Annotated in this window: 28 protein-coding genes and 1 tRNA gene; 20 read left to right on the top strand and 9 right to left on the bottom strand. The window is 68.5% G+C overall.

Annotated elements, in window-relative coordinates:
* Positions 1-88: 88 nt before the first annotated feature.
* The 3 genes from C5B91_RS07645 to C5B91_RS07635 form a co-directional block, all read right to left on the bottom strand.
* Positions 89-1591, bottom strand: a complete 1503-nt coding sequence (locus tag C5B91_RS07645; protein ID WP_049967404.1) for a heme-binding protein — start codon at positions 1589-1591, stop codon at positions 89-91.
* A gap of 106 nt (positions 1592-1697) precedes the next feature.
* On the bottom strand, positions 1698-3485 hold the full coding sequence (locus C5B91_RS07640; protein ID WP_115819755.1) for a site-2 protease family protein: 1788 nt from the start codon (positions 3483-3485) through the stop codon (positions 1698-1700).
* Positions 3486-3624: 139 nt separating this feature from the next.
* The gene (locus tag C5B91_RS07635) at positions 3625-4077 is read right to left on the bottom strand and encodes a hypothetical protein (RefSeq protein WP_115819756.1); all 453 of its coding nucleotides are present in this window, start codon (positions 4075-4077) and stop codon (positions 3625-3627) included.
* Between the two features lie 131 nt (positions 4078-4208).
* Between C5B91_RS07635 and C5B91_RS07630 the strand changes: the two genes are divergently transcribed.
* Both C5B91_RS07630 and C5B91_RS07625 read left to right on the top strand, forming a co-directional pair.
* Positions 4209-4748, top strand: coding sequence for a hypothetical protein (locus C5B91_RS07630; RefSeq protein WP_008096540.1), 540 nt, complete (start codon positions 4209-4211; stop codon positions 4746-4748).
* Positions 4749-4845: 97 nt separating this feature from the next.
* Positions 4846-5361: a BGTF surface domain-containing protein gene (locus tag C5B91_RS07625; protein WP_115819757.1), complete on the top strand. Its 516-nt coding sequence runs from the start codon at positions 4846-4848 to the stop codon at positions 5359-5361.
* Between the two features lie 39 nt (positions 5362-5400).
* Here the strand turns inward: C5B91_RS07625 and lysS are convergent, their stop codons facing one another.
* Positions 5401-7074, bottom strand: a complete 1674-nt coding sequence (lysS, locus tag C5B91_RS07620) for a lysine--tRNA ligase (protein WP_008096544.1) — start codon at positions 7072-7074, stop codon at positions 5401-5403.
* A 1-nt stretch (position 7075) separates the two neighbouring features.
* On the bottom strand, positions 7076-7789 hold the full coding sequence (gene pyrH, locus C5B91_RS07615; protein WP_004976409.1) for a UMP kinase: 714 nt from the start codon (positions 7787-7789) through the stop codon (positions 7076-7078).
* A 93-nt stretch (positions 7790-7882) separates the two neighbouring features.
* Here pyrH and C5B91_RS07610 point away from each other — a divergent pair, with 93 nt between their 5' ends.
* From C5B91_RS07610 to C5B91_RS07595, 4 genes are all read left to right on the top strand, one after another.
* Positions 7883-8227, top strand: a complete 345-nt coding sequence (locus C5B91_RS07610; protein WP_008096547.1) for a hypothetical protein — start codon at positions 7883-7885, stop codon at positions 8225-8227.
* A 24-nt stretch (positions 8228-8251) separates the two neighbouring features.
* Entirely contained in the window at positions 8252-9034 is a 783-nt protein-coding gene (locus tag C5B91_RS07605) for a molybdopterin synthase (RefSeq protein ID WP_049967402.1), read from the top strand.
* 307 nt (positions 9035-9341) lie between these two features.
* On the top strand, positions 9342-9587 hold the full coding sequence (locus C5B91_RS07600) for a hypothetical protein (RefSeq protein ID WP_008096551.1): 246 nt from the start codon (positions 9342-9344) through the stop codon (positions 9585-9587).
* A gap of 437 nt (positions 9588-10024) precedes the next feature.
* Positions 10025-11164 (top strand): site-2 protease family protein, encoded by a 1140-nt coding sequence (locus C5B91_RS07595; protein ID WP_115819758.1) that lies wholly within the window; start codon positions 10025-10027, stop codon positions 11162-11164.
* 27 nt (positions 11165-11191) lie between these two features.
* Here C5B91_RS07595 and thiL read toward each other — a convergent pair whose 3' ends face one another.
* A complete protein-coding gene (gene thiL, locus C5B91_RS07590; RefSeq protein ID WP_115819759.1) occupies positions 11192-12082 on the bottom strand; it encodes a thiamine-phosphate kinase in 891 nt (296 codons plus the stop codon).
* 166 nt (positions 12083-12248) lie between these two features.
* Between thiL and C5B91_RS07585 the strand changes: the two genes are divergently transcribed.
* The 10 genes from C5B91_RS07585 to C5B91_RS07540 all read left to right on the top strand — a co-directional run bounded on the left by C5B91_RS07585 (position 12249) and on the right by C5B91_RS07540 (position 19984).
* Complete coding sequence (locus C5B91_RS07585; protein ID WP_008096559.1) at positions 12249-13277, top strand: lysylphosphatidylglycerol synthase transmembrane domain-containing protein; 1029 nt, start codon at positions 12249-12251, stop codon at positions 13275-13277.
* Between the two features lie 115 nt (positions 13278-13392).
* The gene (locus C5B91_RS07580) at positions 13393-13848 is read left to right on the top strand and encodes a 30S ribosomal protein S19e (RefSeq protein ID WP_004976418.1); all 456 of its coding nucleotides are present in this window, start codon (positions 13393-13395) and stop codon (positions 13846-13848) included.
* A gap of 105 nt (positions 13849-13953) precedes the next feature.
* The gene (locus C5B91_RS07575; protein ID WP_004976420.1) at positions 13954-14319 is read left to right on the top strand and encodes a DNA-binding protein; all 366 of its coding nucleotides are present in this window, start codon (positions 13954-13956) and stop codon (positions 14317-14319) included.
* Between the two features lie 3 nt (positions 14320-14322).
* On the top strand, positions 14323-14913 hold the full coding sequence (locus C5B91_RS07570) for a hypothetical protein (protein ID WP_008096562.1): 591 nt from the start codon (positions 14323-14325) through the stop codon (positions 14911-14913).
* A 75-nt stretch (positions 14914-14988) separates the two neighbouring features.
* Entirely contained in the window at positions 14989-15894 is a 906-nt protein-coding gene (locus C5B91_RS07565; protein ID WP_008096564.1) for an EamA family transporter, read from the top strand.
* A 121-nt stretch (positions 15895-16015) separates the two neighbouring features.
* The gene (gene hisS / locus C5B91_RS07560) at positions 16016-17311 is read left to right on the top strand and encodes a histidine--tRNA ligase (RefSeq protein ID WP_008096565.1); all 1296 of its coding nucleotides are present in this window, start codon (positions 16016-16018) and stop codon (positions 17309-17311) included.
* Between the two features lie 117 nt (positions 17312-17428).
* Positions 17429-17875, top strand: coding sequence for a universal stress protein (locus C5B91_RS07555; RefSeq protein WP_008096566.1), 447 nt, complete (start codon positions 17429-17431; stop codon positions 17873-17875).
* 98 nt (positions 17876-17973) lie between these two features.
* Positions 17974-18867, top strand: coding sequence for a tRNA pseudouridine(38-40) synthase TruA (gene truA / locus C5B91_RS07550; protein ID WP_115819760.1), 894 nt, complete (start codon positions 17974-17976; stop codon positions 18865-18867).
* 64 nt (positions 18868-18931) lie between these two features.
* Entirely contained in the window at positions 18932-19579 is a 648-nt protein-coding gene (locus tag C5B91_RS07545; RefSeq protein WP_008096568.1) for an HAD family hydrolase, read from the top strand.
* An 81-nt stretch (positions 19580-19660) separates the two neighbouring features.
* Positions 19661-19984: a hypothetical protein gene (locus C5B91_RS07540; RefSeq protein ID WP_008096569.1), complete on the top strand. Its 324-nt coding sequence runs from the start codon at positions 19661-19663 to the stop codon at positions 19982-19984.
* A gap of 9 nt (positions 19985-19993) precedes the next feature.
* Here the strand turns inward: C5B91_RS07540 and C5B91_RS07535 are convergent, their stop codons facing one another.
* Entirely contained in the window at positions 19994-21331 is a 1338-nt protein-coding gene (locus C5B91_RS07535; RefSeq protein WP_049967398.1) for a M28 family metallopeptidase, read from the bottom strand.
* A gap of 138 nt (positions 21332-21469) precedes the next feature.
* On the opposite strand from C5B91_RS07535, the gene C5B91_RS22355 reads away from it, so the two are divergent.
* From C5B91_RS22355 to C5B91_RS22065, 3 genes are all read left to right on the top strand, one after another.
* Positions 21470-21625: a hypothetical protein gene (locus tag C5B91_RS22355; RefSeq protein WP_013035426.1), complete on the top strand. Its 156-nt coding sequence runs from the start codon at positions 21470-21472 to the stop codon at positions 21623-21625.
* Positions 21626-21709: 84 nt separating this feature from the next.
* Positions 21710-23509, top strand: coding sequence for an oligoendopeptidase F (pepF, locus tag C5B91_RS07530; protein ID WP_008096571.1), 1800 nt, complete (start codon positions 21710-21712; stop codon positions 23507-23509).
* A gap of 393 nt (positions 23510-23902) precedes the next feature.
* Positions 23903-24076, top strand: coding sequence for a hypothetical protein (locus C5B91_RS22065; protein ID WP_156037871.1), 174 nt, complete (start codon positions 23903-23905; stop codon positions 24074-24076).
* 77 nt (positions 24077-24153) lie between these two features.
* Here the strand turns inward: C5B91_RS22065 and C5B91_RS07525 are convergent.
* Positions 24154-24227, bottom strand: a tRNA-Lys gene (locus C5B91_RS07525).
* 86 nt (positions 24228-24313) lie between these two features.
* On the opposite strand from C5B91_RS07525, the gene C5B91_RS07520 reads away from it, so the two are divergent.
* Positions 24314-25558, top strand: a complete 1245-nt coding sequence (locus tag C5B91_RS07520) for a M20/M25/M40 family metallo-hydrolase (RefSeq protein WP_049967397.1) — start codon at positions 24314-24316, stop codon at positions 25556-25558.
* Here the strand turns inward: C5B91_RS07520 and C5B91_RS07515 are convergent.
* Positions 25546-26220, bottom strand: a complete 675-nt coding sequence (locus C5B91_RS07515) for a hypothetical protein (RefSeq protein WP_004976434.1) — start codon at positions 26218-26220, stop codon at positions 25546-25548. The two genes, C5B91_RS07520 and C5B91_RS07515, sit on opposite strands and share 13 nt — an antisense overlap.
* Positions 26221-26255: the final 35 nt, after the last annotated feature.

Raw genomic sequence — 26255 nt, 5'->3', positions numbered from 1 at the left:
CGCTCGCTCCGCTCGCTGGCAAAACCTGGACGAAAAGGTTCGTCACCCCCGATGGGGGTTCCTCACCCCGCTCCCGATGGTCGCGGAGTTACGCTAAGAACACGTGTCGCGGGCGGTCCGCGAGCACGTCGCGGCCCCACTGGACCGTGTCGCGGAACGCGTCGGAGCGGAAGAACTCCATGGCGTCGTCCTGCGAGCGCCACTGGCTGGCGATGAACATGTCGTCTTCGTCCTCGACGTTGACCATCAGGTCCGTGTCGAAGTGGCCGTCCATCTCTTCGAGGAGGCCACCGACGGTGCCGAACTTCTCGACGAAGTCGCCGCGGTGTTCGGACTTGACGGTGTAGAACATCCCCATCGTGCCGAAGCCGGACTCCTCGCCAGCGCGCTCGACGATGCCGGGAAGCTCCGAGAGGAAGCCCGCGGCGGTCTCGGCGGCCGACGCCGTCTCCCAGATGGAGACGACGGCGACCCGACCGCGCTCGTTTGCCTCGTAGACGGCCGTCTTGACGTGCGTCGGGTAGTGGTCGAAGTTGCCGCGGAGGCCCTCGACCTCGTCGAACAGCTCGTCGGCGTCGGCCTCAGAGTAGAGGACCGTCGCGTACACGTCCTCGCCGTGGGGCTTGCCGGCGTAGATGTTCAGGTCTTCGAGCTGACCGCGAATGTCCTCGTCGTCGGCTTCGTCGCCGCCGTCGTCGCTGTGGTGGTGGCCGTCGTCGCCTTCGCCGTGATGGTGGCCGTCGCCGCCGTGGTGGTGGCCACCCTCGTCGTGCGCGTGCGCGTCGTGGTGGGACTCGTCTTCGAACTCGCTGGTCGGGACGCCGTCGCCCGCGAGGAACGCGCCGAGGTCCGACGGTGGGAAGCGCCGGCCGACGTAGAACTGGCCGAACTCACCGTACTTCGAGGAAACCTCGTCGAAGCGCATCTCGTAGACGATGTCCTTGATGTCGGTCGGGTCGTCGCCGAAGAGCGTGACGCCCCACTCGTAGTCGTCGAAGCCGACCGAGGAGGCGATGACCTGTTTGATTTTCCCGGCGTACTTCCGGCCGGTGTCGCCGTGGGTGGACATCAGGTCGCGGCGCTCGTCGAACGAGAGGTCGTACCAGTTGTGCTCCTCGCCGCGGCGCTTCGACATCGGGTAGAAGGACATGTAGGTGTCCTCCGGGATGTCGGGCTTGAGCTTGCCCTCGATGTAGCGGAGCAGCCCGGTGTCGATGTCCTCCTCGTTACCCTCGAAGTAGTCGTCCGAGACGTAACCGGACACCTCGGTGACGGAGACGTAGGAGGTCGGCTGCTCGGTGAAGGCCGCGAGCGCGGTCCGCTCGAACTGCCGTTCGGCGCGGGAGATGTCGTCGAGCGTCGGCCGGAAGTGGACGACCACGAAGTCCGCCTTGTGGCCGAGCACGGAGAAGACGGCGGACGCGCCCGCCTCGGCGTCCTCGACCGCCTCGTGGGCGTCGAGGTACGCGACGCCCTCCTCGATTGCGCGGCGGCGCTCGCGGTCGGGCGCGTCACGCCACGCGTCCCAGTCGACGGTTCGGAAGTCGTGCAGCGCGAACCAGCCCTCGTCGGTCTGTGGGGCCTCTACCATACGGGGGCCTAGGGAGTCATCCGGTATTGAAGTTGCGAGTCGTTTTCGCGGTTCGGGAACCGTCGAAGGGAGGCGAGTCGACCCCGACCCGGGGTGGCCGAGGCGCTCAGCCGAGGAGCGTCGGCCCGAATATCATGAGCACGAGCGACGCGAGCATCGTGAGCCCGATTGAGGTCGTGATGGTCCGGACGACGGTGTGGGGGTCGTCGACCGGGAGTCGCGAGACCACGGCCTCGGTCGAGGTCCGGAGGATGCGACCGCCGTCGAGCGGGTAGCCGGGGATGCAGTTGAAAAGCCCCAGCTGGAGGTTTATCCACGCCGTCCAGAACAGGACGTTGGCGAAGATGAAGACGCCGCCGCCGAGGAAGCCGAGCGGGCCGCCGACCTGGTAGAAGTTGATGACCTCGCCGGTGAAGCCGGGGAAGTTCGGAATCCCGAGGACGACCGACGCGAGGGGCAACAGGAGCGACACGTAGACGAGCTGGAGGGGCGACCCGGCGAAGGCGCTGCCGAGGCCGCCGCCGTCGCCGCCGTCACCGCCGAGAAGCGAGAGGTACGTCCCCGCGGGGTACTCCTGCGTGCCGAAGTCCGTCAGGAGGAGGCCGCTCGTCCCCTGGAAGATGTTGACGCCGAGGAACCCGTTTCCGTCCTGCGGGTTCTCGCCGAGCGTCACCTGCACCGTCTCGAAGCCGCCGTCGCGGTAGACTTCGACGGCGACGGTCTGGTCGGGGTCGGTCCGGTCGAGCGCCTCCTGCAACTCCGTCGAGGAGGTGATTCGCTCGCCGTTGAACGACGAGACGATGAGGGGTTGCGTCGTCCCCGTGGCGTTGTACAGCGGACCGTCTTCTGCGACGTTCGTGATGTAGGCACCGACCGGGATGGTGCGCTCGCCGGCGGAGGTGTCGAGCCGGGCGAACCGCGAGTCGCCGACGGCCGACTCGAAGCCGGCGCGCGTCGAGACGGCGGTCCCGTTGACTGCGGTCACGCGAATCGGGTCGCTCCCGGACTCGACGGTGAGGTTCGCGGGGTTGCCTTCGACGGAGCCGGCGACGACGAGTTCGCGCGTGACCGAGACGGTCCGTTCGCCGTCGAGCTCGACCGACACCGTTCCCGCGTCGGTCGCGAGGAGCACGGCGTCGAGTTCCTGCGTCGTGTTGACCGGCGTGCCCTCGATGGCGGTCACGCGGTCGCCGCCCGAGATGCCCGCCACGTCGGCCGGTGAGCCGGCGTACGCGCCGGAGACGGCGACTCCCGGCGCGACGGTGATAGAGCCGATGACCGGGCCGAAAAGCAGGGCGAACGCGACGAGCGTGACGGCGAAGTTGTTCGTCACGCCGGCGGCGAACATCCGCGACTTGCCGCCGCGGTCGGCGCGGCGCTGGCTCTCCTCGGAGGGTTCGACGAACGCCCCGATGGGGAGTATCGTCAGGAGGACGATGCCCATCGACTCCACGTCGATACCCTCGACGCGGCTGAGGATACCGTGGCCGCCCTCGTGGACGACGAGGCCGACGAGGAGGCCGAAGAGAATCTCGGGCGCGACCGAAAGCGGGAGGAAGTCGTTGACGCCGGGGATGACGAGGAAGTTCTGCGGCTGGTTCACCTGCGTCGGCGCGGGCGGGTTCTGGAGGATGACGACCGCCTGGTAGACGAGGAGGACGAACGTCCCCGCCATGATGACGAGGGCGATGCCGAGGCCGACGTTGCTCCACGCCCGCCAGAACCGCTTGGGGGCGGCGAGCCTGTCGAGGAGTTCGCGGCCGCGACGGGTGTGGACCGTCGTGAGCGGACCTTGGACGCGGACGTACTCGGGGAGAATCCCGCGAGCACGCAACAGCGCCGCAAGGAGAGAGTAGGCGATGAAACCGGCGAGAACCCAAAGCAGCGTGTTCATCGCCCGAAGGGAAGCGGCGCGGGCCAAAAGGCGTTCGGGTTACGGTACCACCGTTCGGGTCACGGTACCGCTGTTCGACGACCGCGGGCGGGCGTCGGCGGCCGCGAGCGCCGCCGCCAGCCGGCCGTCACGAATGGGATTACTCGTCTTCGTCGCCGTCGTCGCCGGGCGACTCGATTTCGACTTCGACCGCGCCGTCGTCGTCCGCGTCGGCCGCTTCGTCGCCGTCCGCCTCGTCAGTTTCGTCGGCGGACGCCGCGTCTTCCGTCTCGTCTTCGGGGTCGTGTTCGACGGTGACCGTGGCGTCTTCGTCGTCGGCCGCGTCGTCGTCGGTCACCGCCTCGCTCTCGGCGTCGTCGGCGGCGAGCGCGATGTCGGTAAAGGAGTCGCCGGACGACGAGCGAAGCCGGGAGACGGCGTAGGCGACGCCCACGAGGAGCAAGGCGACGAGGAACAGCCGGCCGTACGAGCGGCCGCCCGAGGACTCGTCGTCGACGGCTTCCTGTTCGGAGTCGGCGTCGAACTCCTCCAGTTCGACGTCGAATTCGTCTTGCGATTCCTCCACGGACCGGATGAAGTCGATGAGAGACATGTGAAGTGTGGTGCGGCGAGGCCGCGGTAGGCGTCGTTCGCGGGGGAACGAGCCCGTCCGTCCGTACGCGCGTCGGGGACATAAGTCGTCCCCCAGAAGGGTTTTAGCCACCCCGGCGACCATCGAGAGTCGTGTTCGACAGTTCCCGCTACGAGGTCCGACAGAAGGTGTCCATCAGCAACAAGTACGTCGTCTACGAGGGCGACGACCCCATCCTCTCGGCGAAGCAAAAGAAGTTCAAGCTGAAAGAGGACTTCCGGCTGAACGACCACGACACCGGTGAGGAGCGCTTCCGCGTCAAGGCCGACAGCGTCCTCGACGTGTCGGCCGCCTACGACATCGTCGACAGTCGGACCGGCGAGCGCGTCGGTGCGGTCAAACGCGGCGCGTTCTCGTTCGCCAAACACACCTACCAACTGCTCGGCCCCGACGGCTCCGTCGTGGGACGAATCGTCGAGGACAACGTCCCGATGGCGGTCGCGAGACGGCTCCTCACGACGCTCATTCCCTTCTCGTACCGCATCGAGGACGCGGCCGGCGAACCGGTCGGCGCGGTGAGCGAGCAGTTCTCTCTCCGGGACAAGTACACTATCGACGTGGACCGCGAGCGTATCGACCCGCGACTCGCCGTCGTCGGTGCGGTCGTGATAGACGCCATCGAGGAAAACTGAAACCGGACGAGTCATCGCCCGCGCGCCGCCGGTAACTCAAAGAGCTATTTGACATTCGGGTAACTATTTTTCGCGGATTCGAGTAGTGTCGGATGGCATGTTCGAACGAATCCGACTCCGTTGGTTCGTCGTCGCCGCCGTCGTCTGCGCCGCGCTCGTCGGCGGGACGACCGCGGCCGCAGCACAGAACGCCTCGTCGGTGTCGCTCGCGACGACCGGCGGGAACGTGACCGTCACGCAGGCCGAAGACGCGACGATTCGGGGGACGAGCGACCTCGAAGCGGGGACGACGCTCTCGGTCCGCGTCCAGTCCGCCGGCGACACGAGCCCGCGGTTCCTCAAGACGAGCGAGGCCATCGTCGGCGAGGACGGGAACTTCTCGGCGACCCTCGACTTCTCGGAGATTCCGCCGGGCTCGACGTTCTCCGTCTCGGTCCGTAACGAGTCGAACGCGCTCGCGGAAGCCGAGGGCGTCGTCGTCGAGGACGCAGCGTCGACGACCGCCACCGATGAGACGACCGACACCGGAATCCCCGGCTTCGGCGCGGGGCTCGGCGCACTCGCGGTCGCGGGGCTCGGCGCGGTGGCGTTGCTCGCGGGTCGTCGAGCGTGAGAATAGAACCGCAAACAGCGAACCGCGGTTCGGGCGAGGTCAGTCCTCGCGGCGGAGCCGCGTGACGACGAAGTCGCGCTCTAGCTCGCCGAGGAACTCGCCGAGCCGCGGCCCCTGTTCGGCGTCGAAGAACAGGCGGTAGCCGGCGGCGAAGAAGTCGCCCATCTCGATGTCGTGGCGGCGCGCCGTCTCGTAGATTTCGCCCTGAATCGCCTCGCCGTCGTGGCCCTCGGCGACGAAGTCCGCGAGGTCGTCGAGAGCTGCCTCGACCGCGGGCTCGAAGTCGAACTCTGGGAGCTCGACCTGCAGGCGGTAGTTGTACTGGTTGTCCATCTTCTCGGCCCAGCGGCGGGCGCGTTCGACCCGAGCGAGCGCCTCTTCGACCACCTCGTCGGGCGTGTCCTCGTCGAAGAAGCCCTCGTTGCGGGCCATCTTGACGCGCAGGTCCTCGTCGTCGGTCATGCCGAGGACGGCCGCGAACGTGTACGGGAGCCGAACCCGGTCCTCGCGGACCTCGTCGACGACGAACGGGTAGGCGCGCTCGGCGAAGCGAGTCAGACTCTCGTCGTCGACCTCGCCGAAGTAGGCGCGCTCGAAGCGGTCGAAGTCGTCGACGAGCTGGTCGAGCCGCGTGAGGTCGAGGTCGCGGGCCTTCCGCGGGTTGAGCGCGAAGAAGTACCGGAGCACCTCGGGTTCGAGCAGGTCGAGCATCTCCGCGACGGTGACGATGTTGCCGGCGGACGACGACAGCGCCTCGCCGTTGAGCGTGAACCACTCGTACACCATCGGCACCGGCGGTTCGATGCCGAGGACGTTCTCGGCGATGTCCTTGCCGGAGGGCCACGAGCCCTCGGCGTGGTCCTTTCCGAACGGCTCGAAGTCGACGCCGAGGACCTGCCACTGGCCGGGCCACTCGAAGCGCCACGGGAGCTTCCCCTCGCGGAACGTCGCGGTCCCCTCGTGGCCGCAGCCGTCGATGGTGTTGTCGCCGACGGTCATGTCGGTACAGACGTAGTCGACAGTACCGGCGTCGAGGTCGATGTCCGTGACCGTCTCGGTGATTTTGCCGCACTCGGCGCAGACGGGGTTGAAGGGGACGTAGTCCTCGTCGACCTTTGACTGGTACTCGCCCAGCACCTCGCGGGCGGTGTCGGCGTGTTCGAGGACGTGTTCGACCACGGGGTCGAAGTCGCCGTTTTCGTACAGTTCGGTGTTGGAAATCATCTCCACCGGGACGCCGAGGCGGTCGGCGTCGGCCTTCAGGAGCGCCGCGAAGTGCGCCGCGTACGACTCGGCCTCGCCGAACGGGTCCGGAATCGACGTGTACGGCTTGCCGAGGTTGCGGCCGAGCGCGCCGGCGTCGACCTCGCCGAGACCGACGATGTTGCCGTCGGCGTCAGCGAGCTTCCGCGGGAGCTTTCGGAGCGGGTCCTTGTCGTCGCTGGTGAACACCTGCCGGACCTCGTGGCCGCGCTCGCGGAGCACCTCGGCGACGAAGTAGCCGCGCATAATCTCGTTGAAGTTGCCGAGGTGGGCCACGCCGGACGGCGAGACGCCGCCCTTGATTACGACCGGCTCGTCGGGGTCGCGGGCCTCGATTTCGTCGGCGACCTCGTCGGCCCAGAAGCCGTGGTGGTTGGCGGCCGCGTCGCCGTCGCCGTCGGTCGCGTCCGCGGCGGAGGCGTCGCCGCGGAAGGGGTCGTCAGTCGTCATCTCAGGGAGCCCAGTAGGTCGGTTCGTCGCCGCCCTCGGGGATGATGTCGGTGCCCGTGTGCTCGCCGCGGAGGACCGCCGGCGTGATGCGGTCGGGGTCCGTGCCGTCGAGGACGATGGTGCGCATCTTCGCGCGCTCGATGAGCTTCGCGGCGAGGAGGTCGACCGGGGCGGACGAGCCGGCGTTCATCTCGATGTCGCCGATGACGTCGACGAGTTCCGCGGCGGTCATCTCCTCGAACTTCGTCGCGTCGGGGTCGGTGTTCGGGTCGGCGCTGAAGACGCCGTCGACGCTGGTCGCGTAGACGAGCAGGTCGGCGTCGACGTACTCGGCGAGCGCGGCCGCGACGGCGTCGGTGGTCTGGCCGGGCATGACGCCGCCCATCACCGAGATATCGCCGCGCCGGATGGCGTCGCCGGCGTCCTCGTAGTCGTGGGCGACTTTGGGGTCGACCTGCGAGCCGAGCGCCGCGATGAGCAGGCGGGCGTTGATTCTGGTCACGTCGATGCCGATCTGGTCGAGTTGAACCTCGTTCGCGCCGAGGTCGCGGGCGGCACCGATGTAGTCGCGGGCGACGCCGCCGCCGCCGACGACTGCACCGATTTCGCACCCGTCTCGCGCGAGCGTTTCGACGACGGAGGCGTGACCCTCCACGCGTCGGGCGTCGAGGTCCGGCGCGAGCACGCTTCCGCCGATGGAGATGACGACTCTCATTGCACACGGATATCCGTGAGCGCATCTTAAGGGTTATCAAGTGCGAGACGCCCGTGTCGGGGGGTTTAAACCACTCTCGCGGCGACTACCGGTATGCGACTCGTCACCGTGGAGACGGTCACGCTCATCGTCGTCGGCTGGGTGCTCGCCCTCGGGGCGATTCTCGCCCGCCACCGGCGCGGCGAGTTCGACCGGCGGACCGTCTTCAACTGGGCGTTGGTGGCCTGTTTTTCGGTCGGCTGGGCGCTCTGGCAGTTCGACACGCTGCCCGCGACGGCAGACACGCCCGTCGGCGCGGCGGCCCCGTGGCTGGCGACGCTCCTCAGTCTGGCCGGCGTGGCCCTCGCCGTCCACCTCTATCGGACCCGCCCGCGCCCAGAGATGGACGAGACGGAGCCGCCGGCCGAGTCTGACGAGACCGGCACGGAGCAATCTTAAACCGCCGCGGGCCGTCCTTCGGGTATGCACGTCCTCGGAATCGTCGGCGCGGGCGCGACGACGCTCTGCGACCGACTCGCCGCGCAGTTGGACGGCCGCGTCGCCACCGTCGAATCGCTCCCCGAGAGCGCGACCGAACCGAAGTCGACAGACGGTGCCGCCGCCGCGTACGGGCTCTCGCCGGACGGCAACTGGGTCGGAACCGGCGACGACCGCGACCTCGACGGCCTCCTCGACGACCTCTCGGCGGAGTACGACTACGCGCTCCTCTCGGGATTCCCCGACGCGCGCGTCCCGACCGTCGCGCTCGCGGGTGCCGACGCGGTGAACGTCGTTGCGGAGGTCGAAACTGACTTGGCCGACGTCGAAGCGCTCGCCGCCGAAGTCGACTCGCACGAACCGCACGTCACGCTCGAAACGCTGGTCGAGCGCGCGAAGGCGGACCCGCTCGAAGTGTACGCCGGAGCGATTGCGACGTTCACCGGGCGGGTGCGCGCGAAGGAGTCCGAGGGCGACGACCCGACGCTCAGCCTCGAATTCGAGAAGTACGACGGCGTCGCGGAGTCGAAGATGGCCGCGATTTCGGAGGAATTGGAGGCTCGCGACGGCGTCCTCCGCGTCCTCATGCACCACCGGGTGGGCGTCGTCGGCGACGGCGAGGACATCGTGTTCGTCGTCGTCCTCGCCGGCCACCGGCGAGAGGCGTTCAGAACGGTCGAAGACGGCATCGACCGGCTGAAAGACGAGGTGCCGATATTCAAGAAGGAGACGACCACCGACGAAGAGTTCTGGGTCCACGACCGCTGAGGTGGGGCGGATTATTCAGAATACGCGGATAGTCGCGAAGGCGCGAAAATCGACCGATATTGAGGAAGTTGTTGCCGCAAAATGCGGCGTCTGGCGGCGCAAAACGGGGCGTATTTGCCCCCATATATTCAAAATAATTTTAATAGAAAGAATCTCTCAAAATCAGTTATAAAAAATCTAAGCTGGTTTCGAAGATTCCTAAAATGTACCATTTGGGTCGATTCAGACTGAAAGCGGCCGAACTAATTCCAACGGTCCTTCCTTTATAACAGGTGATAGGCCATTAGGTGGAAGTGAGGTGTACCAGATGAGCGCAACAGTATCCCCCTCCACCGACAGTGGCTCCAAGGAAGACCGCCTCAAGCAGTACCTGCTCGACCGTGCGAAAGACGGCGAGATGTACTTCAAGAGCAAATTCATCGCCGACGACGTCGGCCTGTCTCCCAAGGAAATCGGCGCACTGATGGTCAAGCTCCGCGACTCCGCGACGGACCTGACCATCGAGAAGTGGTCGTACACGAGCGCGACCACGTGGCGCGTCGAGACCGCCTGAAACCCGCATTGCCCGCCCCGGCCCCGACCGACACCAGCGCCAACACCGCGCACCGCCCGGACGGTCCCCGGACGAACTGAACGCGACCCCGAAGCGACCCACAGCCCCACAGCCCACACCGAGTGCGCTCGGAACCCAAGCCGAGACGTGACTCGACTGCCCGACTGCCCCGCTCGGTTCGTGACGCCGACGAACCGATGTCCCTCCCACGGCGCAGCGTAACCGAACCCCCGCGTAAGCCCGCTGGAACGGGCTCCACCACACTCCCCCGGTGACGGCCCACCCGCTCCGCGGCGACGACCGCACGTTTTCGCCGACGCTCCGGATTCTCAAGTTAGTCGCAGACGACCCGAACGAGAGCCGTCTCGGTCGCCGCCGTCGGCTCAGAGACGGGTCCGTCACGGGGTTTATGAACGTCCCGCGCCTACCTGCCGTCGATGGAACAGTCCGAATCGGCGGACGGACCGCCGGTGGAAGCACTTCGCGCCGTCTTCGACGTTCACGAAGTGCGGTCAGACGGTCGCCGACGAATCTACTACGGCGAGTCGCTCGTCCCCGAGCGGATGCTCGTCCGCGAAATCTGGCCGTCGTTCCGGCAGGCCGGCTACGACGTGCAAGCGCAGGTCTCGGAACTCGGGCAGACTGACGTGGTCATCGTCGAGCCGGCCTCGCAGGGCGTCGAGGGCATCCCGTGGAAGAACATCACACTGTTCGCGCTGACGGTCCTCTCGACGCTTTTCGTCGGCGCGTACGCGTGGTACTACATCCCCCTGTCCGACATCACCGCGAACCCGCTGGTGTTGCTTCAGGCGTGGCCCTTCACCGCCGCCGTCCTCGGCGTCCTCTCGGTCCACGAGCTCGGCCACTACGCGGTCGGCCGATACCACGGCGTCAACGTCTCGCTGCCCTACCTCATCCCGTTTATCTTCCCGTTCGGCACGCTCGGTGCCATCATCCGCATGCGCGGCCAGATGCCCGACCGAAAGACGCTGTTCGACATCGGCGTCGCCGGCCCGCTCGCCGGGCTCGCGGCGACCGTCGTCGTCACCGTCATCGGCCTCTCGCTCGAACCGATGACCGTCCCGAGCCGGGTTCTCGCGGGGTCGGGCGACGTCATCGTGTTCAACAACCCGCCGCTCCTCGACGCCATCGCAGCCGTGCTCGGTCGGCCGACGGAGTACGCCGACCCCCGGACCGTCGTGCACCCGGTCGTCATCGGCGGCTGGGTCGGGATGTTCTTCACCGTCCTCAACCTGCTCCCCGTCGGCCAACTCGACGGGGGCCACATGGTCCGGGCGATGCTCGGCGAGCGCCAGGAGTCGCTCGCGGCGGCCGTGCCGCTCGTCCTGTTCGGCATCGCCGGCTACCTCCACTACGTTCGCGGCCTCGGCCTCAACCAGTCCGTCGGCCTGTGGTTCTTCTGGGGGCTGATGTCGACGTTCATCGCCTACAACGGCTCGGCGAAGCCGATAGACGAGACGCCGCTCGGACCGGCTCGGATGGCCGTCGGCCTGTTCACGTTCGCCCTCGGCGCGGCGTGTTTCCTTCTCGTGCCGGTTCAGGTCATTCCGGGCTGAGGCGCGACGGCGGAGAAAACGGCGACGCTATTCGTCGCCGTGGGTGTAACCGCGGTCCGGTACGGGCTCGCCGTCGGCGACGACGGCGGCGTCGGCGGATTCCTCGACGACGCTTCCGACGACCGTGAGCGGCATGTCCGCCACGTCGCGGGCGCCCGCGAGCGCCGACTCGGGGAGCGTGAACACGAGTTCGAAGTCCTCGCCGAAGAACGCCGCGAGGTCGCGTCTGTCGTCGGCGTCGGCCGCGACCTCCTCGACCGCGTCGTGGACGGGGAGCGCGTCGAAGTCGAGTTCGAAGCCGCAGTCGCTGGCCTCCGCGAGCTGGTGGACCGAGCGGGCGAGGCCGTCGCTCGAATCCATCATCGCCGTGGCCGACCCGCGGAGGGCGACGCCGGCGGCGACGCGGGGCGTGAACCGAAAGAGGTCGTTGGCGCGGTCGGTCTCGCCCGCCTCGAACAGGCGGACGGCGGCGGCAGACCGGCCGAGTTCGCCCGTGACGCAGAGCAGGTCACCCGGCTCCGCGCCCGAGCGGCGAACCGGGTCGTCGGTGCGGCCGATGGCCGTCGTCGCCGTCGTGAACTCCCGGTGGGTGTCGAGGTCGCCGCCGACGTACTCCGCGCCGACCGCCTCGCACACGTCTCGCGCGCCCCGAACGAAGTCGCCGAGTTCCGTCTCGTCGAGTTCGACGGCGGCGTAGGCGGCGACGGCACAGGTGGCGCTCGCGCCCATCGCGGCCACGTCAGAGAGGGACGCGCCGACGGCGCGCCAGCCGGCGGTGTAGCGGGTCGTCCCCGCGGGGAAGTCCGTCGTCTCGTGGAGCATGTCGGTCGTGACGACGAGGTCGTCGACGACGGCGGCGTCGTCGCCGGCGTCCGGCAGGTCCGCGGCGAGCAGTCTGAGGGCGGCACGCTCGTCCATATGGGGACGTGTCGGGCGGAGCGGAAATGTCCATCTATCCGAAAGTGAGCGGCGGTGTCGCCGACCGGGGGAACGCGACCGAATCCGCGACGGCGGCGACGCGGGACCTGTTACTCGGCCGTCGAATCCGGTGACTTAATGCCCGTCGTAGACGCATCCCCAGCAAATGGCCCGCGAGAACCTCCGCGCGACGGTGCTCGGTTTCGCAGCGGCGGTCGTCGTCTTCGCCGTCCTGTTCTACTTCGCGGGCGTGGACGAACTCGTCGACCGGGTGACGATGGCCGAGCCGACCTACCTGGTCGCCATCCTCGCCATCACGCTCGTCTGGCTCGTCGCGTGGGGCGCGTCGCTGAAGACCGTCCTCGGCGTGCTCGGCGTGAACGTCTCGACAGTCCGCTCGTTTCTCATCTTCACGGGCGCGACGTTCTCGAACAACATCACCCCGTTCGGACAGGCGGGCGGCGAGCCCGTGACGGCGCTTCTCATCTCCCGGAGCACCGACACCGAGTACGAGACCGGGCTGGCGGCCATCGCCAGCGTCGACACCATCAACTTCGTCCCCTCGATCACCATCGCGCTCATCGGCGCGGGCTACTACGCCACCGAAGTGACGCTCGGCCGCAACCTCGAAATCGCGCTCGTCGCCGTCATCGCCCTCGCCGTCGGCGTTCCGGCGGCCGTCTACACCGCGTGGAAGCGCCGCTACGGCCTCGAACGCCGGCTCATCGGTGCCCTGACGCCGTTCATCCGAACCATCGCGCGATACGTCCCACGGGTGTCGGTGCCCACGAACGACGGCATCGAGCGCCGCATCAACGGCTTCTTCCGCTCTATCGAACGCGTCGGCCGGAACCCGCGGGGGCTGGCGGTCGCGCTCGGCCTGTCGGGGTTCGGCTGGTTCTGCCAGATGGTCGCGCTCTGGGTGGCGTTTCACGCCATCGGCGCGCCCATCGCCTTCTCCATCGCGCTGTTCGTCGTCCCTATTGGGGCGATAGCCGGTGTGACGCCGCTCCCCGGCGGCGCGGGCGGCATCGAGTGGACGCTCGCCATCCTCGTCGCCGCCGCGAGCTCCGCCGTCTCGTTCGACGTGGCGACCGCCGGCGTCGTCGTCTTCCGGGGGTTCGTCTACTGGGTGCCCGTCGTCCTCGGCGGCCTCGTGATGAGCACGGAGAGCGCGCGCGGGTGGCGGTCCTGACGGCGCGGACGCGGGCTGTCGGCCCGGCAGACGCCGGTCGGGGCGCAGGAGCCTCCAACCGCCCGTATCGGGCGAATACGATGCCTTTAAACGCCGCGATTATGAACCAATAGCCATGGTAACCATCTATGACGTCCCGGCGGACGCCCTCATCGAAGAGGTCGCCGGACGACTCGAGGACCGTATCGAGCAACCCGACTGGATGGCCTTCGCGAAGAGCGGCCAGACCCGCGAACTCCCGCCCCAGCAGGACAACTTCTGGTTCGTCCGCGGCGCGAGCCTGCTCCGCAAGGTCGCCATGAACGGCCCCGTCGGTGTCGACCGCCTCTCCACCGAGTACGGCGGCCTCAAGCGCGGCTCCAACCGCTACAGCGTCTCCGGTGCGCACAGCGACGCCGGCAGCAAGAACATCATCCGCACGCTCCTCCAGCAGCTCGAAGAGGAAGGCCTCGTCGAGACCGCCAAGGGCGAGGGCCGCCGCATCACCGCCGAGGGGACGAGCTTCCTCGACAACGCCGCGTCCGACGTGCTCTCCGACCTCGACCGCCCGGAACTCGAACGCTACGCGTAGAGCCGCCGACACACACCGAGAGTTCTTCTTCGACGGCGGATTCCCCGAGAGCCGTCTGTATGCGGGTCCGTAATGGTTTTCAGACATCGGACCGTGCGCTAGGGTATGAGTGGCAGTCCCGACGATGAGCGACTGGAGGAGCTTCGAAAGAAGAAGATGCAGGAACTCCAAGAACAGCGGGGCGGCGGCGGACAGGGCTCCGCCGAGCAACAACAGGCCGAGGAGGCCGCCCAACAGCGCGCCGAACAGCAGAAACAGGCGCTTCTCAAACAGCATCTGACCGACGAGGCCCGCCAGCGCCTCAACGCGGTGCAGATGTCCAAGCCGGACTTCGCAGAGCAGGTCGAGCGCCAAATCGTCGCCCTCGCCCAGAGCGGACGCATCCAGGGCCGCATCGACGACGACAAGATGAAGGCGCTCCTGAAAGAGCTGCAGCCCGAGTCGAAGAGCTTCAACATCCGACGCCGGTAACACGTGGAACTCGCGCTCCTCTACAGCGGCGGCAAGGACTCCTCGCTCGCCGCGCTGCTTCTCGATACCTTCTACGACGTGACGCTCGTGACCGCCCACTTCGGGGTCACGGAAGACTGGACGCACGCCCGCGACGCGGCGGCCGAGCTCGGCTACGCCTTCGAGACGCTGGAACTCGACCGCGAGGTCGCACAAGAGGCGACCGTCCGCATGGTCGAAGACGGCTACCCCCGCGGCGGCATCCAGCGCGTCCACGAACACGCCCTCGAGGCGGTCTGCGGCCTCGACTTCGACGCCGTCGCCGACGGCACCCGCCGCGACGACCGCGTCCCGTCCATCTCCCGGGCGCAGGCCCAGAGCCTCGAAGACCGCCACGGCGTCGATTATCTCTCGCCGCTTTCGGGCTTCGGCCGCGGCGCGGTCGACCGCCTCGTGGAGTCGCATCTCGACGTGGAAACCGGTCCGTCCGAGGAGATTCCGAAGGCCGACTACGAGGGCGAACTCCGCCAACTCATCGCCGCCGAACACGGGCAGGCGGCGGTCGACGAGGTGTTCCCGGACCACATCCAGAGCTACGTCCACGGTCGACGCTGAGGACGCCGCTGTCCGGTAACCGCCGGCTCGGTCCGTACCGCGTCGTTTTTCACCCCGCCGCGCGCCGGATGAATCATGGACCCCGGCATCGCCTACTCCGTTCTCGCCGCGTTCGTCTGGGGCGTCTACATCTTCGCCCTGAAGCGGTACTTTCCGGGGTACTCCGGCGCGGTCATCACGGTCGTCGTCAACGCCTTCGCCGTCCTCCTGTACCTCCCGGTCACGGCGGTGACGTACGACCCCGCGGCCGTGCCCTCGCTGGCCGAGCTCGGTGCGATGGGAGTCCTCATCGTCGCCGGCACGGCTGTTCTGGTCGGCGTCGCGTTCATCCTGTTCGTCGACGCGCTCGCCGCCGGCGACGTGTCCTACGTCGCGCCCATCAACAAGCTCGTCCCGGTGTTCGTCCTCCCCATCGAAATCCTGTTTCTGAACCAGTTTCTGACCGGGCTACAGGTTCTCGGCGTCGCGGTCGCCACCGTCGCCGTCTACGTCGCGAACTACGAGGGCGGGGCGTTCCTCGACCCGCTTCGGCGCGCGGTCCGCTCGCGGCCCGCCCAACTCGCGCTGGCGAGCGCGGCCTGTTACGCCGCCAGCGACGTGGGAAAGCGCGTCGCCCTGCAGGAACTCGGCATCCCAACGAGCGTGTTCGTCCCGGTGCTGTTCACCGGCGCGGCGCTCGCCGTTCTGCCCGTCGCGGCCCGCAACTGGACGAGCATCCGCGGCGACGTTCCGAAGTTCGTCGCGGCGGGCGCGCTGGTCGCCGTCGGCGAGCACGTCACCTCGACCGCCTTCGGACTGGTACCGGCGAGCATCGCCTCCCCCATCGTCAACACGCAGGCCATCGTCGCCGTCGTCCTCGGCGGGGTCGTCCTCAAGGAGTCCCAGTTCGGGCTCCGCCTCGCCGCGGCCGTCCTCGCGGTCGCGGGCGTCTCGCTCATCGCCCTCGGCGACCTCTCGGCGCTCGCGGCGCTGGTCGGGTAGTCGGGCGCGGCCCGACGAACCGCGCCGCGCCGGCGACTCGACGGCGAACCGACAGCGAACAGACGACCGCCCGCCGACCCGAACAACAGGTTTCAAGCGCGACCTTCGCCAACCAACGCGCATGTACGACCGACTCAAGGGATTTCGTGACTTCTATCCCGGCGAGATGTCGGCCCGGCGCGAGGTCGTCGACACCGTCGAGACCGCCGCCGCCCGCTACGGCTTCCGCGAAATCGGGACGCCCCACCTCGAACGGACCCAGATGTACGTCGACAAGTCCGGCGAAGAAATCGTCGAGGAGCTGTACGCCTTCGAGGACAAGGGCGGCCGCGAGGTCACCCTCACGCCCGAGCTGACGCCGACGGTTGCCCGGATGGTCGTCGCCAAACAGCAGGCGCTGTCGAAGCCCATCAAGTGGGTCTCGACGCGACCCTTCTGGCGCTACGAACAGGTCCAACAGGGCCGTTTCCGCGAGTTCTACCAGACCAACGCCGACATCTTCGGCTCCTCGGAGCCGGAGGCCGACGCCGAGATTCTGGCCTTTTGCGCCGACGCGCTGACCGACCTCGGCCTCACCGCCGACGACTTCGAGTTCCGCGTCTCCCACCGCGACATCCTCGGCGGCCTGCTTCGGTCGTTCGACGCCGACGTGGACGTGGCCGACGCGGTCCGCGCCGTCGACAAGTCCGAGAAGGTCGAACGCGAGGAGTACCTCGGCCTGCTTTCGGACGCCGGGCTCTCGTACGACCAGGCCGGCGAGTTCGCCGACCTCATCGAGCGCGGCGACCTCGACGAAATCGCCGAATTCGGCGGCGACGACGTCGAAGCCGCGGTCGAGAACCTCCGGAACGTCCTCGCCGCCGCCGACGACTTCGGCGCGGGCGAGTTCTGCGAGGTGTCGCTTTCGACCGCCCGCGGGCTGGACTACTACACCGGCGTCGTCTTCGAGTGCTTCGACTCCACGGGCGACGTGTCGCGGGCGACCTTCGGCGGCGGCCGCTACGACGACCTCATCGAGTCGTTCGGCGGCCAGCCGACCCCCGCCGTCGGCGTCGGCATCGGCGGCGCGACGCTCCAACTGCTCTGCCAGCGCGCCGGCGTCTGGCCCGAGGAGGAACTGGCGACCGACTACTACCTCCTCACCGTCGGCGACACCCGCGCGGTCGCCTCCGACATCGCCCGCGACCTCCGCACCGCGGGCAACGTCGTCGAGGTCGACGTGTCCGGCCGGAGCTTCGGCGCGCAGATGTCCTACGCCGACTCCGTCAACGCCGACACGGTCGTCATCGTCGGTGAACGCGACCTCGAAAACGGCGAGGTGACGGTCAAGGACATGGCGAGCGGCGACCAGACCACCGTCCCCGTCGACGACTTCCCCGGCGACCGCGACGCGCCGACCTACGAGGACTACGAGTAGCGAACGCCGGCTCGCACCGGGAAACCCGGTCCTCGTACCGGCAGACTCCCGCCGCGTTCCCGCGCCCCGGAACCGGCGCACGCCCTTTTGTTCCCGCCCGTCGTACAGACGAGTGACATGTACGACAGGATTCTCGTCCCGCTCGACGGGAGCGCCCCCGCCGACGAGGCGCTCGACCGCGCCATCGACCTCGCCGCGACGGCGGACGCGACGGTGTACGCACTCTACGTCGTCGACGAACGCGTCCTCCATGCGACCCAACTCGACGCCGGCGGCCTCGTCCGCGCCTACGAGGAGGAAGGCGAGCGCATCGTCTCCGAAGCCGTGGAGGCGGCCGAACCGGTCGGCGTCGAGGTCGTCACGGCCGTCGAACACGGCTCGCCGCACCGGGCGATTCTCCGGTACGCCGAGGAGGTCGACGCGGACCTCATCGTGATGGGGACCCACGGCCGCCGGGGCATCGAGCGCTACCTGCTCGGGAGCGTCACGGAGCGCGTGCTCCGGATGGCCGACGTGCCGGTGCTCACCATCCGAAGCGAGGACTCCCCGGTCGAAGAGGAGTGACTCGCGGATGAGCGCGCGGCGACCGCAGGATGACCGCGGGGTCGGAGCCGTCGAACCGGGTGGAGTCGGTTAAGTAGTCCGCCGGGAAAGCAGCCGGCATGCGCGCCTTCCGCGTCGCCTACGACGGACGCCCGTACCACGGGTTCCAGCGACAGCCGGACGTGCCGACCGTCGAAGACGCCCTCTTCGACGCCTGCCGCGCGCTCGGCGTCTGCGACGACGACGAGGAGCCGACCGACTACGCCGCCGCCGGGCGGACCGACGCCGGCGTCTCCGCGCTCGCCCAGACCGTCGCATTCGAGTGTCCCGACTGGTGTACGCCGCGGGCGCTGAACTCGGAGCTACCGGGAACGGTCCGAGCGTGGGCCGACGCCGACGCCCCCGACGACTTCCACGCCCGGCACCGACCGACCCGCCGCGAGTACGTCTACGACCTCCACGCCCCGAGCGACGGATTCGACGACGACCGGGCGCGAGACGCCTTCGACGCCTGCCGCGGCGAACACGACTTCCACAACCTCACCCCCGACGCCCACGGGACGGCCCGGGCCATCGACGGCGACCTGACCCGCGACGGCGACTTCCTCCTCGTCCGCGTCGAGGCCGGCGGCTTCGCCCGCGAACTCGTCCGCAGACTCGTCTCGCTCGTCCGCGCCGTGGGGTCGGGCGCGGCCCCGCCGTCGAAGGTGGACGACGTGCTCGGTCCCAGCCACCTCGCTGGCCCCGAGGGCGTCCCGGCCGCGCCGCCGACCCCCCTGCTTCTCACGGCGGTCGACTACCCGAACGTCGAGTTCGACGTGGACTCGATGGCCGCCGAGAGCACCGCCGCGGCTTTCGGCGAACAGGCCCTCGCGGACCGCATCGGCTGGCGCGTCGGCTCGCGCATCCGCAACGGGGTCGAGCGGGCGGGCGACCTCAGCGACGGGAACGCCGACGCCGCCGGCGAAAACGGCGGCGTCGGGAGGAGCCGCGGAGACGCAAGGAGTCAATAGCTCTCCGGAGCGGTTGGGGTCGCACATAGTAACGTTATCCTGGCCCGGGTGCGAAACCCCGACCATGTGCTACGACGCTGTCATCTTCGACAACGACGGCGTGCTGACGAAGCCGACGCTCCTCGAAGTCCAACGGGAGGCGGTCAGACGGGCGTTCGCCGAGTTCGACGTCGAGCCGACGACCGAGACGGTCGACGGCGTCATCAACGGCGGACTCACGCGCCTGCGCCGCATCTGTGCGGTCCACGACGTGCCGGTCGACGACTTCTGGTCGCACCACGAGAGTCACGCCGCGGCGACCCAGCGGGCGTGTCTGGAAAACGGGACGAAGCCGCTGTACGACGACGTGGTCGCCCTCGACGACATCGACCACCCGCTGGCGGTCGTGAGCAACAACCAGCACGCGACCATCGAACACATCCTCGACGTGTTCGACATCGACGACCGCTTCGAGGTGGCCTACGGCCGCGACCCGACCGTCGAGGGCGCTCGGGTGAAGAAGCCGGACCCCCACTACATCGAGCGCGCGATGGGCGAACTCGGCGTCGGCTCGGCGCTCTACGTCGGCGACAGCAACGTCGACGTGGTCGCGGCCGACCGCGCCGGCATCGACTCGGCGTTCATCCGCCGACCCCACCGCGACGGCTACCAGTTGGCCGCCGAACCGACCTACGAACTCGACTCGCTGGACGAACTCCTCGCGGTGTGCTGACGCGCGGGAGACTGACTTCTCGCGGGTCCGCACCGCGTATCGACCAGTAGACACATCACGCGGCTCGCCGTCGGCTCAGGCATGGACCGGTCCGCCGCGTGGGACGCCACCCTCCGCATCGTCTTCGGCCTGTTTATCATCGGCGTCGGCAACGCCGTCGGCGGCTTCCTCGCCAGCACGACGGGCATCGCCGGCCTCGCGCTCTACCTCCTCGTCGCCGTCCCGACGTTCGTCTACGGGATGTACTACGTCGTCATCGGGGCCGGGATAGTCGTCGAGGCCGCGACAAAAAGCGCGCTGTCGGCCGCGGACCTGACGGTCGAAGTCGTCGACAGCGAGGCAAACGGGCGCGACGACTCGGGCGTCGACCGCGACGGAGGCTCCGACCCGTCCGCAGGCGACTGACCGCGGTTCTCACTCCCAGCCGTCGGGCCAGATACCCGCGGCCTTCATCCCCGTCTCGAAGTCGGCGTCGCGGAACGCCGCGGCGAGTTCGTCGTCGTCGAGCCGCTGAATCTCCCCGTCGGCGGCCGCCGCCGCGAGTTCGCGGACGACGAGCGCGGTCAGCATCCCGTGTTCGCGGACGTTTCTGTCGTCGACCTTGTCGCGGGTGTCGGCGTGGGTGTGGCCCCACCCGCGGCCGCGCTCGCCGCTTTCGCTCCTGAGTTGGAGCGCCGGGACGCCGGCGCGGACGAACGGCCACTGGTCGCTGAAGGGGTGCGGCTCGGGTTCGATTTCGACCGGGTGGCGCGTCTCGTTCCCGACCCGGGTGGCCACCTCGGCGGTCGCCTCGGAGGTGTGGCTGTGGGCGACGAGGTCGCGGAACCGCCCCGCACCGTCGACGTTGACGACGGCGGCGACGCGGTCGAGGTCGAGGCGGTCGGCGAGGTGTTCGGAGCCGGTCAGCCCGAGTTCTTCCGCGCCGACGCCGACGACGCGGACGCCGAGGTCGAGGTCCATCTCGGCGAGGAGCCGCGCCGCGGTGACGACGACCGCGATGCCGCAGCCGTTGTCGAGCGCGCCCTCGGCGATGTCGTGGGCGTCGAAGTGGGCGCACAAGATGAGTTCGCGGTCGGTGTCGGGGCCGACGCGACCCTCGACGTTCCGGCTCTCGCCGAGCGTCGTTTCGGCGTCGACGGCGAGGGTCGCCTCGCCGCCGCGGGCCGCGTAGTCGGTCAGCCACGACCCGGTTTCGGCGCTCACGCCGACCGCGGGGGCGGCGGCCTCCTCGTCGTAGCGGAGCGCCCCGGTCGGTGGGAGTTGCCCGGGGACGTGGTTGACGAAGACGAAGCCGACCGCACCGGCGTCGATTGCGTAGTTGAACTTCTCCATCCGGTGGACGAACCGGCCGCCGGCGGGGGTCGTCGTGCTGGCGACGGCGAGCGCGCCGTCCACGTCGGCGGCGTCGATTTCGCTGGGCGTGCCGTAGCCGACATCCACGAGCGGGCCGGAGACGGCCGCCGGCGGGGCGTACGGGAGCGCGACGGCCTCGAAGCGCCGCTCGTCGGGCGCGGTGAGGTCGAGCGTCGTGTCGCCGCGGGTCCACCGGGCCATCTCGAAGGGGTCGAACTCGACGCGCCTGACGCCCGCGTCGGTGAAAGCGTCGGCGACGAGCGTACTCGCCCGACGGTCGCCCGGCCCGCCGGCCATCCGGTCGCCGATGGCGGTCAGATCGGTGAGGAACGCCCACGGGCGGTCGTCGACCCAGGTCCGGGCGAACGCCTCGCGGACTGCGGGGGAGAGGTCGTCCATGGGGCTTCCACACACCCGCCGGTCAAAGTGGTTTGCGCCGGTGGGTCGGCCCGGGCGAGCCCCGCATCCGATGCCGGTGTCGGCTGCCGAAAATCGCCCATAACATCTAACTCAGTTGACGTGGTACGCACGACCGCCATGCCTACATGTCAGAACTGCAATTCTTTCGTCACGGAAGGCTACGTCAGGGTGTTCGCCCCGGAGGGCATGGACGCCCCCCGCGTCTGTCCGCACTGCGAGGATTTAGTCCGGGACGGCTCGCAGGTCCGAGAAGCGAGAGCGACCCGACACTAACCGCGACGCGACCGCCCTCCTCGACCCCGCTTCGCCCGTCGATTGATAAGGCTTACCACCCGCGCGTGCGTCGAATCACCCGACATGAGTTCGGTTCCCGAGCGGAGCGACATCGACGAGGAGTACAAGTGGGACCTCGACAGCATCTACGCCTCCGACGAGGAGTGGGAGGCGGCGTACGAGGACGTCGCAGAGCGCGTTCCCGAACTGGCGAGCTACGAGGGCCGCGCCACCGAGGACCCCGAGACGCTCCTCGAACTCTTCGAGACGATGGAGTCGGTGCTCCGCGAGGTGTCGATGGTCGTCTCCTACGCGAACCTCCGCAGCAGCCAAGACACCCGGAACCAGGAGTACCAGGCGCAGGCCGGTCGCGCCGAGGCGCTGGCGTCGAAGGCCCGTAGCGCGGTCAGCTACCTCGACCCCGAACTGCAGGAACTCGGCCGCGACGGCGTCGCCGAGTTCGTCGAAAAGGAGCCCGAACTCGACGCCTACGAGCACTACTTCGACGACGTGCTCCGGACGAAAGAACACACCCGCTCCGCGGAGGTCGAAGAGGTTCTCGCCGACCTCTCGGAGGTGACCGGCGCGTCCAGCGACATCTACTCCATGCTGGCCAACGCCGACCTCGAGTTCCCGACCGTCGAAAAGCCCGACGGGACGTCGGTCGAAATCACGCAGGGCAACTTCACGAAGCTCCAGAAGCACCCCGACCGCGAGTTCCGCCGGACCGTCCACGAGGAGTTCTACGACCGCTGGGCCGACGTGCGCAACGCCGTCGGCACCTCGCTGAAAAACAGCGTCAAGAAGGACGTGAAGACCGCGCGCATCCGCGATTACGAGACCGCCCGCGAGGCCGCCCTCGACGGCCCCAACGTCCCGGTCGAGGTGTACGACAACCTGCTCGACACCGTCCGCGACAACCTCGGGCACCTCCACCGCCACGCCGAGTTGAAGCGTGAGGCCATCGGCGCGGACGAACTCCGGATGTGGGACCTGTACGTGTCGCTCACCGGCGACCACGGCCCCGAGATTCCGTACGAGCAGGCGAAGGAGTACATCGTCGAGGCCGTCGAACCGCTCGGCGAGGCGTATCAAGAACGGATGGCCGAGGGCCTCGAGGACCGCTGGGTCGACGTGTACGAGAACCGCGGTAAGCGCTCCGGGGCGTACTCCGCGGGCACCTACGACACCCAGCCGTTCATCATGATGAACTACCAGGACGACGCGGCGTCGATGTTCACGCTCGCCCACGAACTGGGTCACTCGATGCACTCCGAACTCGCCAACGACGCCCAGCCGTGGCACGACGCGAGCTACGAGATTTTCACCGCCGAGGTCGCCTCCACGGTCAACGAGACGCTCCTGACCGAGTACCTCCTGGAGAACGTCGACGACGACGAGCTCCGGACGCACGTCCTCGACGAGTACCTCGAGCGGTTCCGCTCGACGCTGTTCCGCCAGACGATGTTCGCCGACTTCGAGCTCCAGATTCACGAGATAATCGAGGACGACGGCGCGCTCACGCCCGACCGCTTCGACGAGCTGTACGGCGACCTGAAGGCGGCGTACTACGAGCCCGCGGCGACCGACGACCGCATCGCCCGCGAGTGGATGCGCATTCCGCACTTCTACTACAACTACTACGTCTACCAGTACGCGACGGGTATCTCCGCGGCGGCGGCCATCGTCGAGCGCATCCGCGAGGAGGGCGAGGCCGCCGCGGCGGACTACCGCGAGGCGCTCGCGCTCGGCGGCAGCGAGTACCCACTCGACGTGCTCCGAACCGCCGGCGTCGACATGACCGAGCCCGAACCCATCGAGGACGCGATGTCGGTCTACGCGGAGTTCCTCGACGAGGCCGCGACGCTCCTCGACCTCGAATAACCGAAAATCGCCGGGCGGGCTCAGCCGACCTGAACGAGTTTGGCCTGCCCGGACGCGCTGTCGGTGCGGGCGTCGGACTCACCGGTGCAGTTGCGAACGTCTTCGGGCGCTCGGTCGCCCCCTGCCACCCGTCGGCGGTGGCCACGGGGCGGAGGGTGTTTGCCGCTTCCGGACTGCTACCGACTGAGCCGACGACGTGAGCGCACAGTGTCGCCCGCGTGGGAATGCGTCAGAAGTGTGGGCGGACTACACGTCCTATTCGCGAGTTCCGAGGATTCTCGCATGAACACGGGGCGGCGGTTACCGGCCGTGTCCGAATTTCGCACGGAACTGTGGGTCTGCCAGAACAGTTGTGTGATTGGATGAGTAACACGTTTCGGAGGGCTACCAGACGTGGCAGAAGAGTATCTAACGCTAACGTTGGACGAGGCGACGGGGGTCGACGAGGTGGTGCTCGGCTTTCGAAAAGACGGGGAGTTCTACGAGCTCATCAGTCTCGAGCCGCCGGTGGAGGCGGAAATCAGGCAGCGAGAAGACGACGCGGCCGGTGAGGACGGCGAAGCGTAGCTTACGTTCCGCGCGACTCGCCCCCAGATTCGACGACTCCAGAGCCGTTGCACTCCGCACGAAGTCCGTCGCAGAAACGGGCTGGGAGGGACTTGAACCCCCGACCGTCTGGTTAAAAGCCAGACGCTCTGCCTAACTGAGCTACCAGCCCTCGGATTTTCTTTAAGTGGGGATACTGATAAGCGTTTATTTTCGCCGCCCCCTCCTGCTTTGTACCCCGTTCACGTCCCCCATAATATGGACCTGCGCGACTTCGTGGACACGCTGCTCCGGTTCGAGAGCGTCGCCCGCGCCGAGGCCCCTGCTCAGCAGTGGGTCAAAAACCGGCTACACGACTTCGGCTTCGACACCCACGAGTGGACCGCCGACCCGGCGCGCCTGGCCGAACACCCGTCGTTTCCCGACGACCCCGACGACATCGACGCGGCGAACCGACCGAGCGTCGCCGGCGTGGTCGAGTTCGGCGACCCCGACGCGGGCCGGACGCTCGTCCTCAACGGCCACGTCGACGTGGTGCCCGCCGACAGGGAACTGTGGACCCACGACCCGTTTGTACCCGACTGGGACGACGACGCGGGCACCGTCAGCGCCCGCGGCGCGGCCGACATGAAAGCGGGACTCGCGGCGTGCGTCTTCGCCGCGCTCGACCTCCGAGACGCCGTCGAGGCGGGCCATCTCGACCTCGACGGGCGGGTGGTCGTCGAGAGCGTCGTCGGCGAGGAGGAAGGCGGCATCGGGGCCGCGGCGGCCGCGCTCGACACCCCCTATCCGTTCGAGCGAGACGCCGCGCTCGTCGCCGAACCGACGCGGGTCAAGCCGGTCGTCGCCACCGAGGGCTCGGTGATGAAGCGGCTCCGGTTGACCGGGCGGACGGCACACGCGGCCTCGCGGTGGCGCGGAGTGGACGTCATCGAGAAGTTCGAGGCGATTCGCGGAGCGTTCTTCGACCTCGAATCGGAGCGGACCGACGCGGTCACTCATCCGCTTTTCGACTACCCGATTCCGTGGCCCGTCTGCGTCGGCCGCGTCGAGGCCGGGTCGTGGGCGTCGAGCGTCGCGGGGACGCTCACCGCGGAGTGGCGACTCGGCGTCGCGCCGGGGGAGACGGTCGCAGCGGTCGAATCGGCGTTCGAAGAACGGCTGGCGCGCGTCGTCGCCGACGACGAGTGGCTCTCGGCGCACCCGCCAGTGTTCGAGCGCTTTTCGGTGCAGTTCGAGCCGGCCGAAATCGACGCCGACGAACCGGTCGTGGAGTCGTTGCGCGGGGCGCTGCGGGCGGACGGCCGCGACGACGAGCCGGTCGGCGTGACCTACGGGGCGGACTCGCGGCACTACGTCGAAGCGGGTATCCCGACGGTGCTGTTCGGACCGGGCGACATCGACCAGGCGCACTTCCCTGACGAGACCGTCGAGTGGGAAGAAGTCGGGGTCGCGCGGGACGTGATTCGGGAGACTGCGACGCGCTTTCTTCAGTCGAGGTAGTCGTCGAGGGCGTCCGCGACCACGTCGCCGGGAGCGGCGTCTTCGAGCGAGGCACGACGGCGGAGTTCGAGATAGACGTCGGCGGGGAGCGTCACCTCGAGCGTGCCGATATCGACGCCGTGGGCCGAGAGCGCGTCCACAACGGGCGTGCCGTCGTTGACCTCGCTGGCGAGGCGGCGGACCTCGCGGACGGTCAGGCCGGCGTCGAGCGTGGCCCACGCGAGGTGGAGTCTGGCGTCGCCGGAGACGCGGGCGATGTGTTTTGCGGCCGTGGGAGCGATTCTACCCCGGGCGACGTGTCGGCGGACGGACTGCGGGAGGTCGTGGACGCGGGCCCACTTGCGGATGAAGGAGACGGATACGTCGCCGCCGGCGCGCTCGGCGGCGCGCTTGTAGGAACCGACACCGCGGACGAGCGCGGCGCAGGCGGCCGCGCCGCGGAGCATGAACACGTGGTCGTCGTCGCCGGCGGTGGACTCCGAAAACGAGCGGACCGTTCTGGCGGCCTCGGCGAGGCTGTCGGGGTCGGTGGGGTCGAAGCCGACGGCCTCGCGGGCGCGGTCGCCCGTGACGGCGGGGTCGCCGCGGACGACCGGTTCACCGACCGGTTCCCGTCGGTCGGCCGGGACCTCAGTCGTTCGTCGGCGTTCGTCGTTCGTCATCTACGAATCGGTAACGCGTTCTGGCTTAAAAACGT

It is taken from the genome of Haloferax sp. Atlit-10N (assembly GCF_003586325.1).
Taxonomy (GTDB): Archaea; Halobacteriota; Halobacteria; order Halobacteriales; family Haloferacaceae; genus Haloferax; species Haloferax prahovense.
This window is presented reverse-complemented; position numbering and strand designations above follow the sequence as displayed.

Bases quoted from the DNA above. Each gene is read 5' to 3' on its own strand.
- C5B91_RS07645 (WP_049967404.1), bottom strand. From the start codon at position 1,591: ATGGTAGAGGCCCCACAGACCGACGAGGGCTGGTTCGCGCTGCACGAC.
- C5B91_RS07640 (WP_115819755.1), bottom strand. From the start codon at position 3,485: ATGAACACGCTGCTTTGGGTTCTCGCCGGTTTCATCGCCTACTCTCTC.
- C5B91_RS07635 (WP_115819756.1), bottom strand. From the start codon at position 4,077: ATGTCTCTCATCGACTTCATCCGGTCCGTGGAGGAATCGCAAGACGAA.
- C5B91_RS07625 (WP_115819757.1), top strand. From the start codon at position 4,846: ATGTTCGAACGAATCCGACTCCGTTGGTTCGTCGTCGCCGCCGTCGTC.
- lysS (WP_008096544.1), bottom strand. From the start codon at position 7,074: ATGACGACTGACGACCCCTTCCGCGGCGACGCCTCCGCCGCGGACGCG.
- pyrH (WP_004976409.1), bottom strand. From the start codon at position 7,789: ATGAGAGTCGTCATCTCCATCGGCGGAAGCGTGCTCGCGCCGGACCTC.
- C5B91_RS07610 (WP_008096547.1), top strand. From the start codon at position 7,883: ATGCGACTCGTCACCGTGGAGACGGTCACGCTCATCGTCGTCGGCTGG.
- C5B91_RS07605 (WP_049967402.1), top strand. From the start codon at position 8,252: ATGCACGTCCTCGGAATCGTCGGCGCGGGCGCGACGACGCTCTGCGAC.
- C5B91_RS07600 (WP_008096551.1), top strand. From the start codon at position 9,342: ATGAGCGCAACAGTATCCCCCTCCACCGACAGTGGCTCCAAGGAAGAC.
- C5B91_RS07595 (WP_115819758.1), top strand. From the start codon at position 10,025: ATGGAACAGTCCGAATCGGCGGACGGACCGCCGGTGGAAGCACTTCGC.
- thiL (WP_115819759.1), bottom strand. From the start codon at position 12,082: ATGGACGAGCGTGCCGCCCTCAGACTGCTCGCCGCGGACCTGCCGGAC.
- C5B91_RS07585 (WP_008096559.1), top strand. From the start codon at position 12,249: ATGGCCCGCGAGAACCTCCGCGCGACGGTGCTCGGTTTCGCAGCGGCG.
- C5B91_RS07580 (WP_004976418.1), top strand. From the start codon at position 13,393: ATGGTAACCATCTATGACGTCCCGGCGGACGCCCTCATCGAAGAGGTC.
- C5B91_RS07575 (WP_004976420.1), top strand. From the start codon at position 13,954: ATGAGTGGCAGTCCCGACGATGAGCGACTGGAGGAGCTTCGAAAGAAG.
- C5B91_RS07565 (WP_008096564.1), top strand. From the start codon at position 14,989: ATGGACCCCGGCATCGCCTACTCCGTTCTCGCCGCGTTCGTCTGGGGC.
- hisS (WP_008096565.1), top strand. From the start codon at position 16,016: ATGTACGACCGACTCAAGGGATTTCGTGACTTCTATCCCGGCGAGATG.
- C5B91_RS07555 (WP_008096566.1), top strand. From the start codon at position 17,429: ATGTACGACAGGATTCTCGTCCCGCTCGACGGGAGCGCCCCCGCCGAC.
- truA (WP_115819760.1), top strand. From the start codon at position 17,974: ATGCGCGCCTTCCGCGTCGCCTACGACGGACGCCCGTACCACGGGTTC.
- C5B91_RS07545 (WP_008096568.1), top strand. From the start codon at position 18,932: ATGTGCTACGACGCTGTCATCTTCGACAACGACGGCGTGCTGACGAAG.
- C5B91_RS07540 (WP_008096569.1), top strand. From the start codon at position 19,661: ATGGACCGGTCCGCCGCGTGGGACGCCACCCTCCGCATCGTCTTCGGC.
- C5B91_RS07535 (WP_049967398.1), bottom strand. From the start codon at position 21,331: ATGGACGACCTCTCCCCCGCAGTCCGCGAGGCGTTCGCCCGGACCTGG.
- C5B91_RS22355 (WP_013035426.1), top strand. From the start codon at position 21,470: ATGCCTACATGTCAGAACTGCAATTCTTTCGTCACGGAAGGCTACGTC.
- pepF (WP_008096571.1), top strand. From the start codon at position 21,710: ATGAGTTCGGTTCCCGAGCGGAGCGACATCGACGAGGAGTACAAGTGG.
- C5B91_RS07520 (WP_049967397.1), top strand. From the start codon at position 24,314: ATGGACCTGCGCGACTTCGTGGACACGCTGCTCCGGTTCGAGAGCGTC.
- C5B91_RS07515 (WP_004976434.1), bottom strand. From the start codon at position 26,220: ATGACGAACGACGAACGCCGACGAACGACTGAGGTCCCGGCCGACCGA.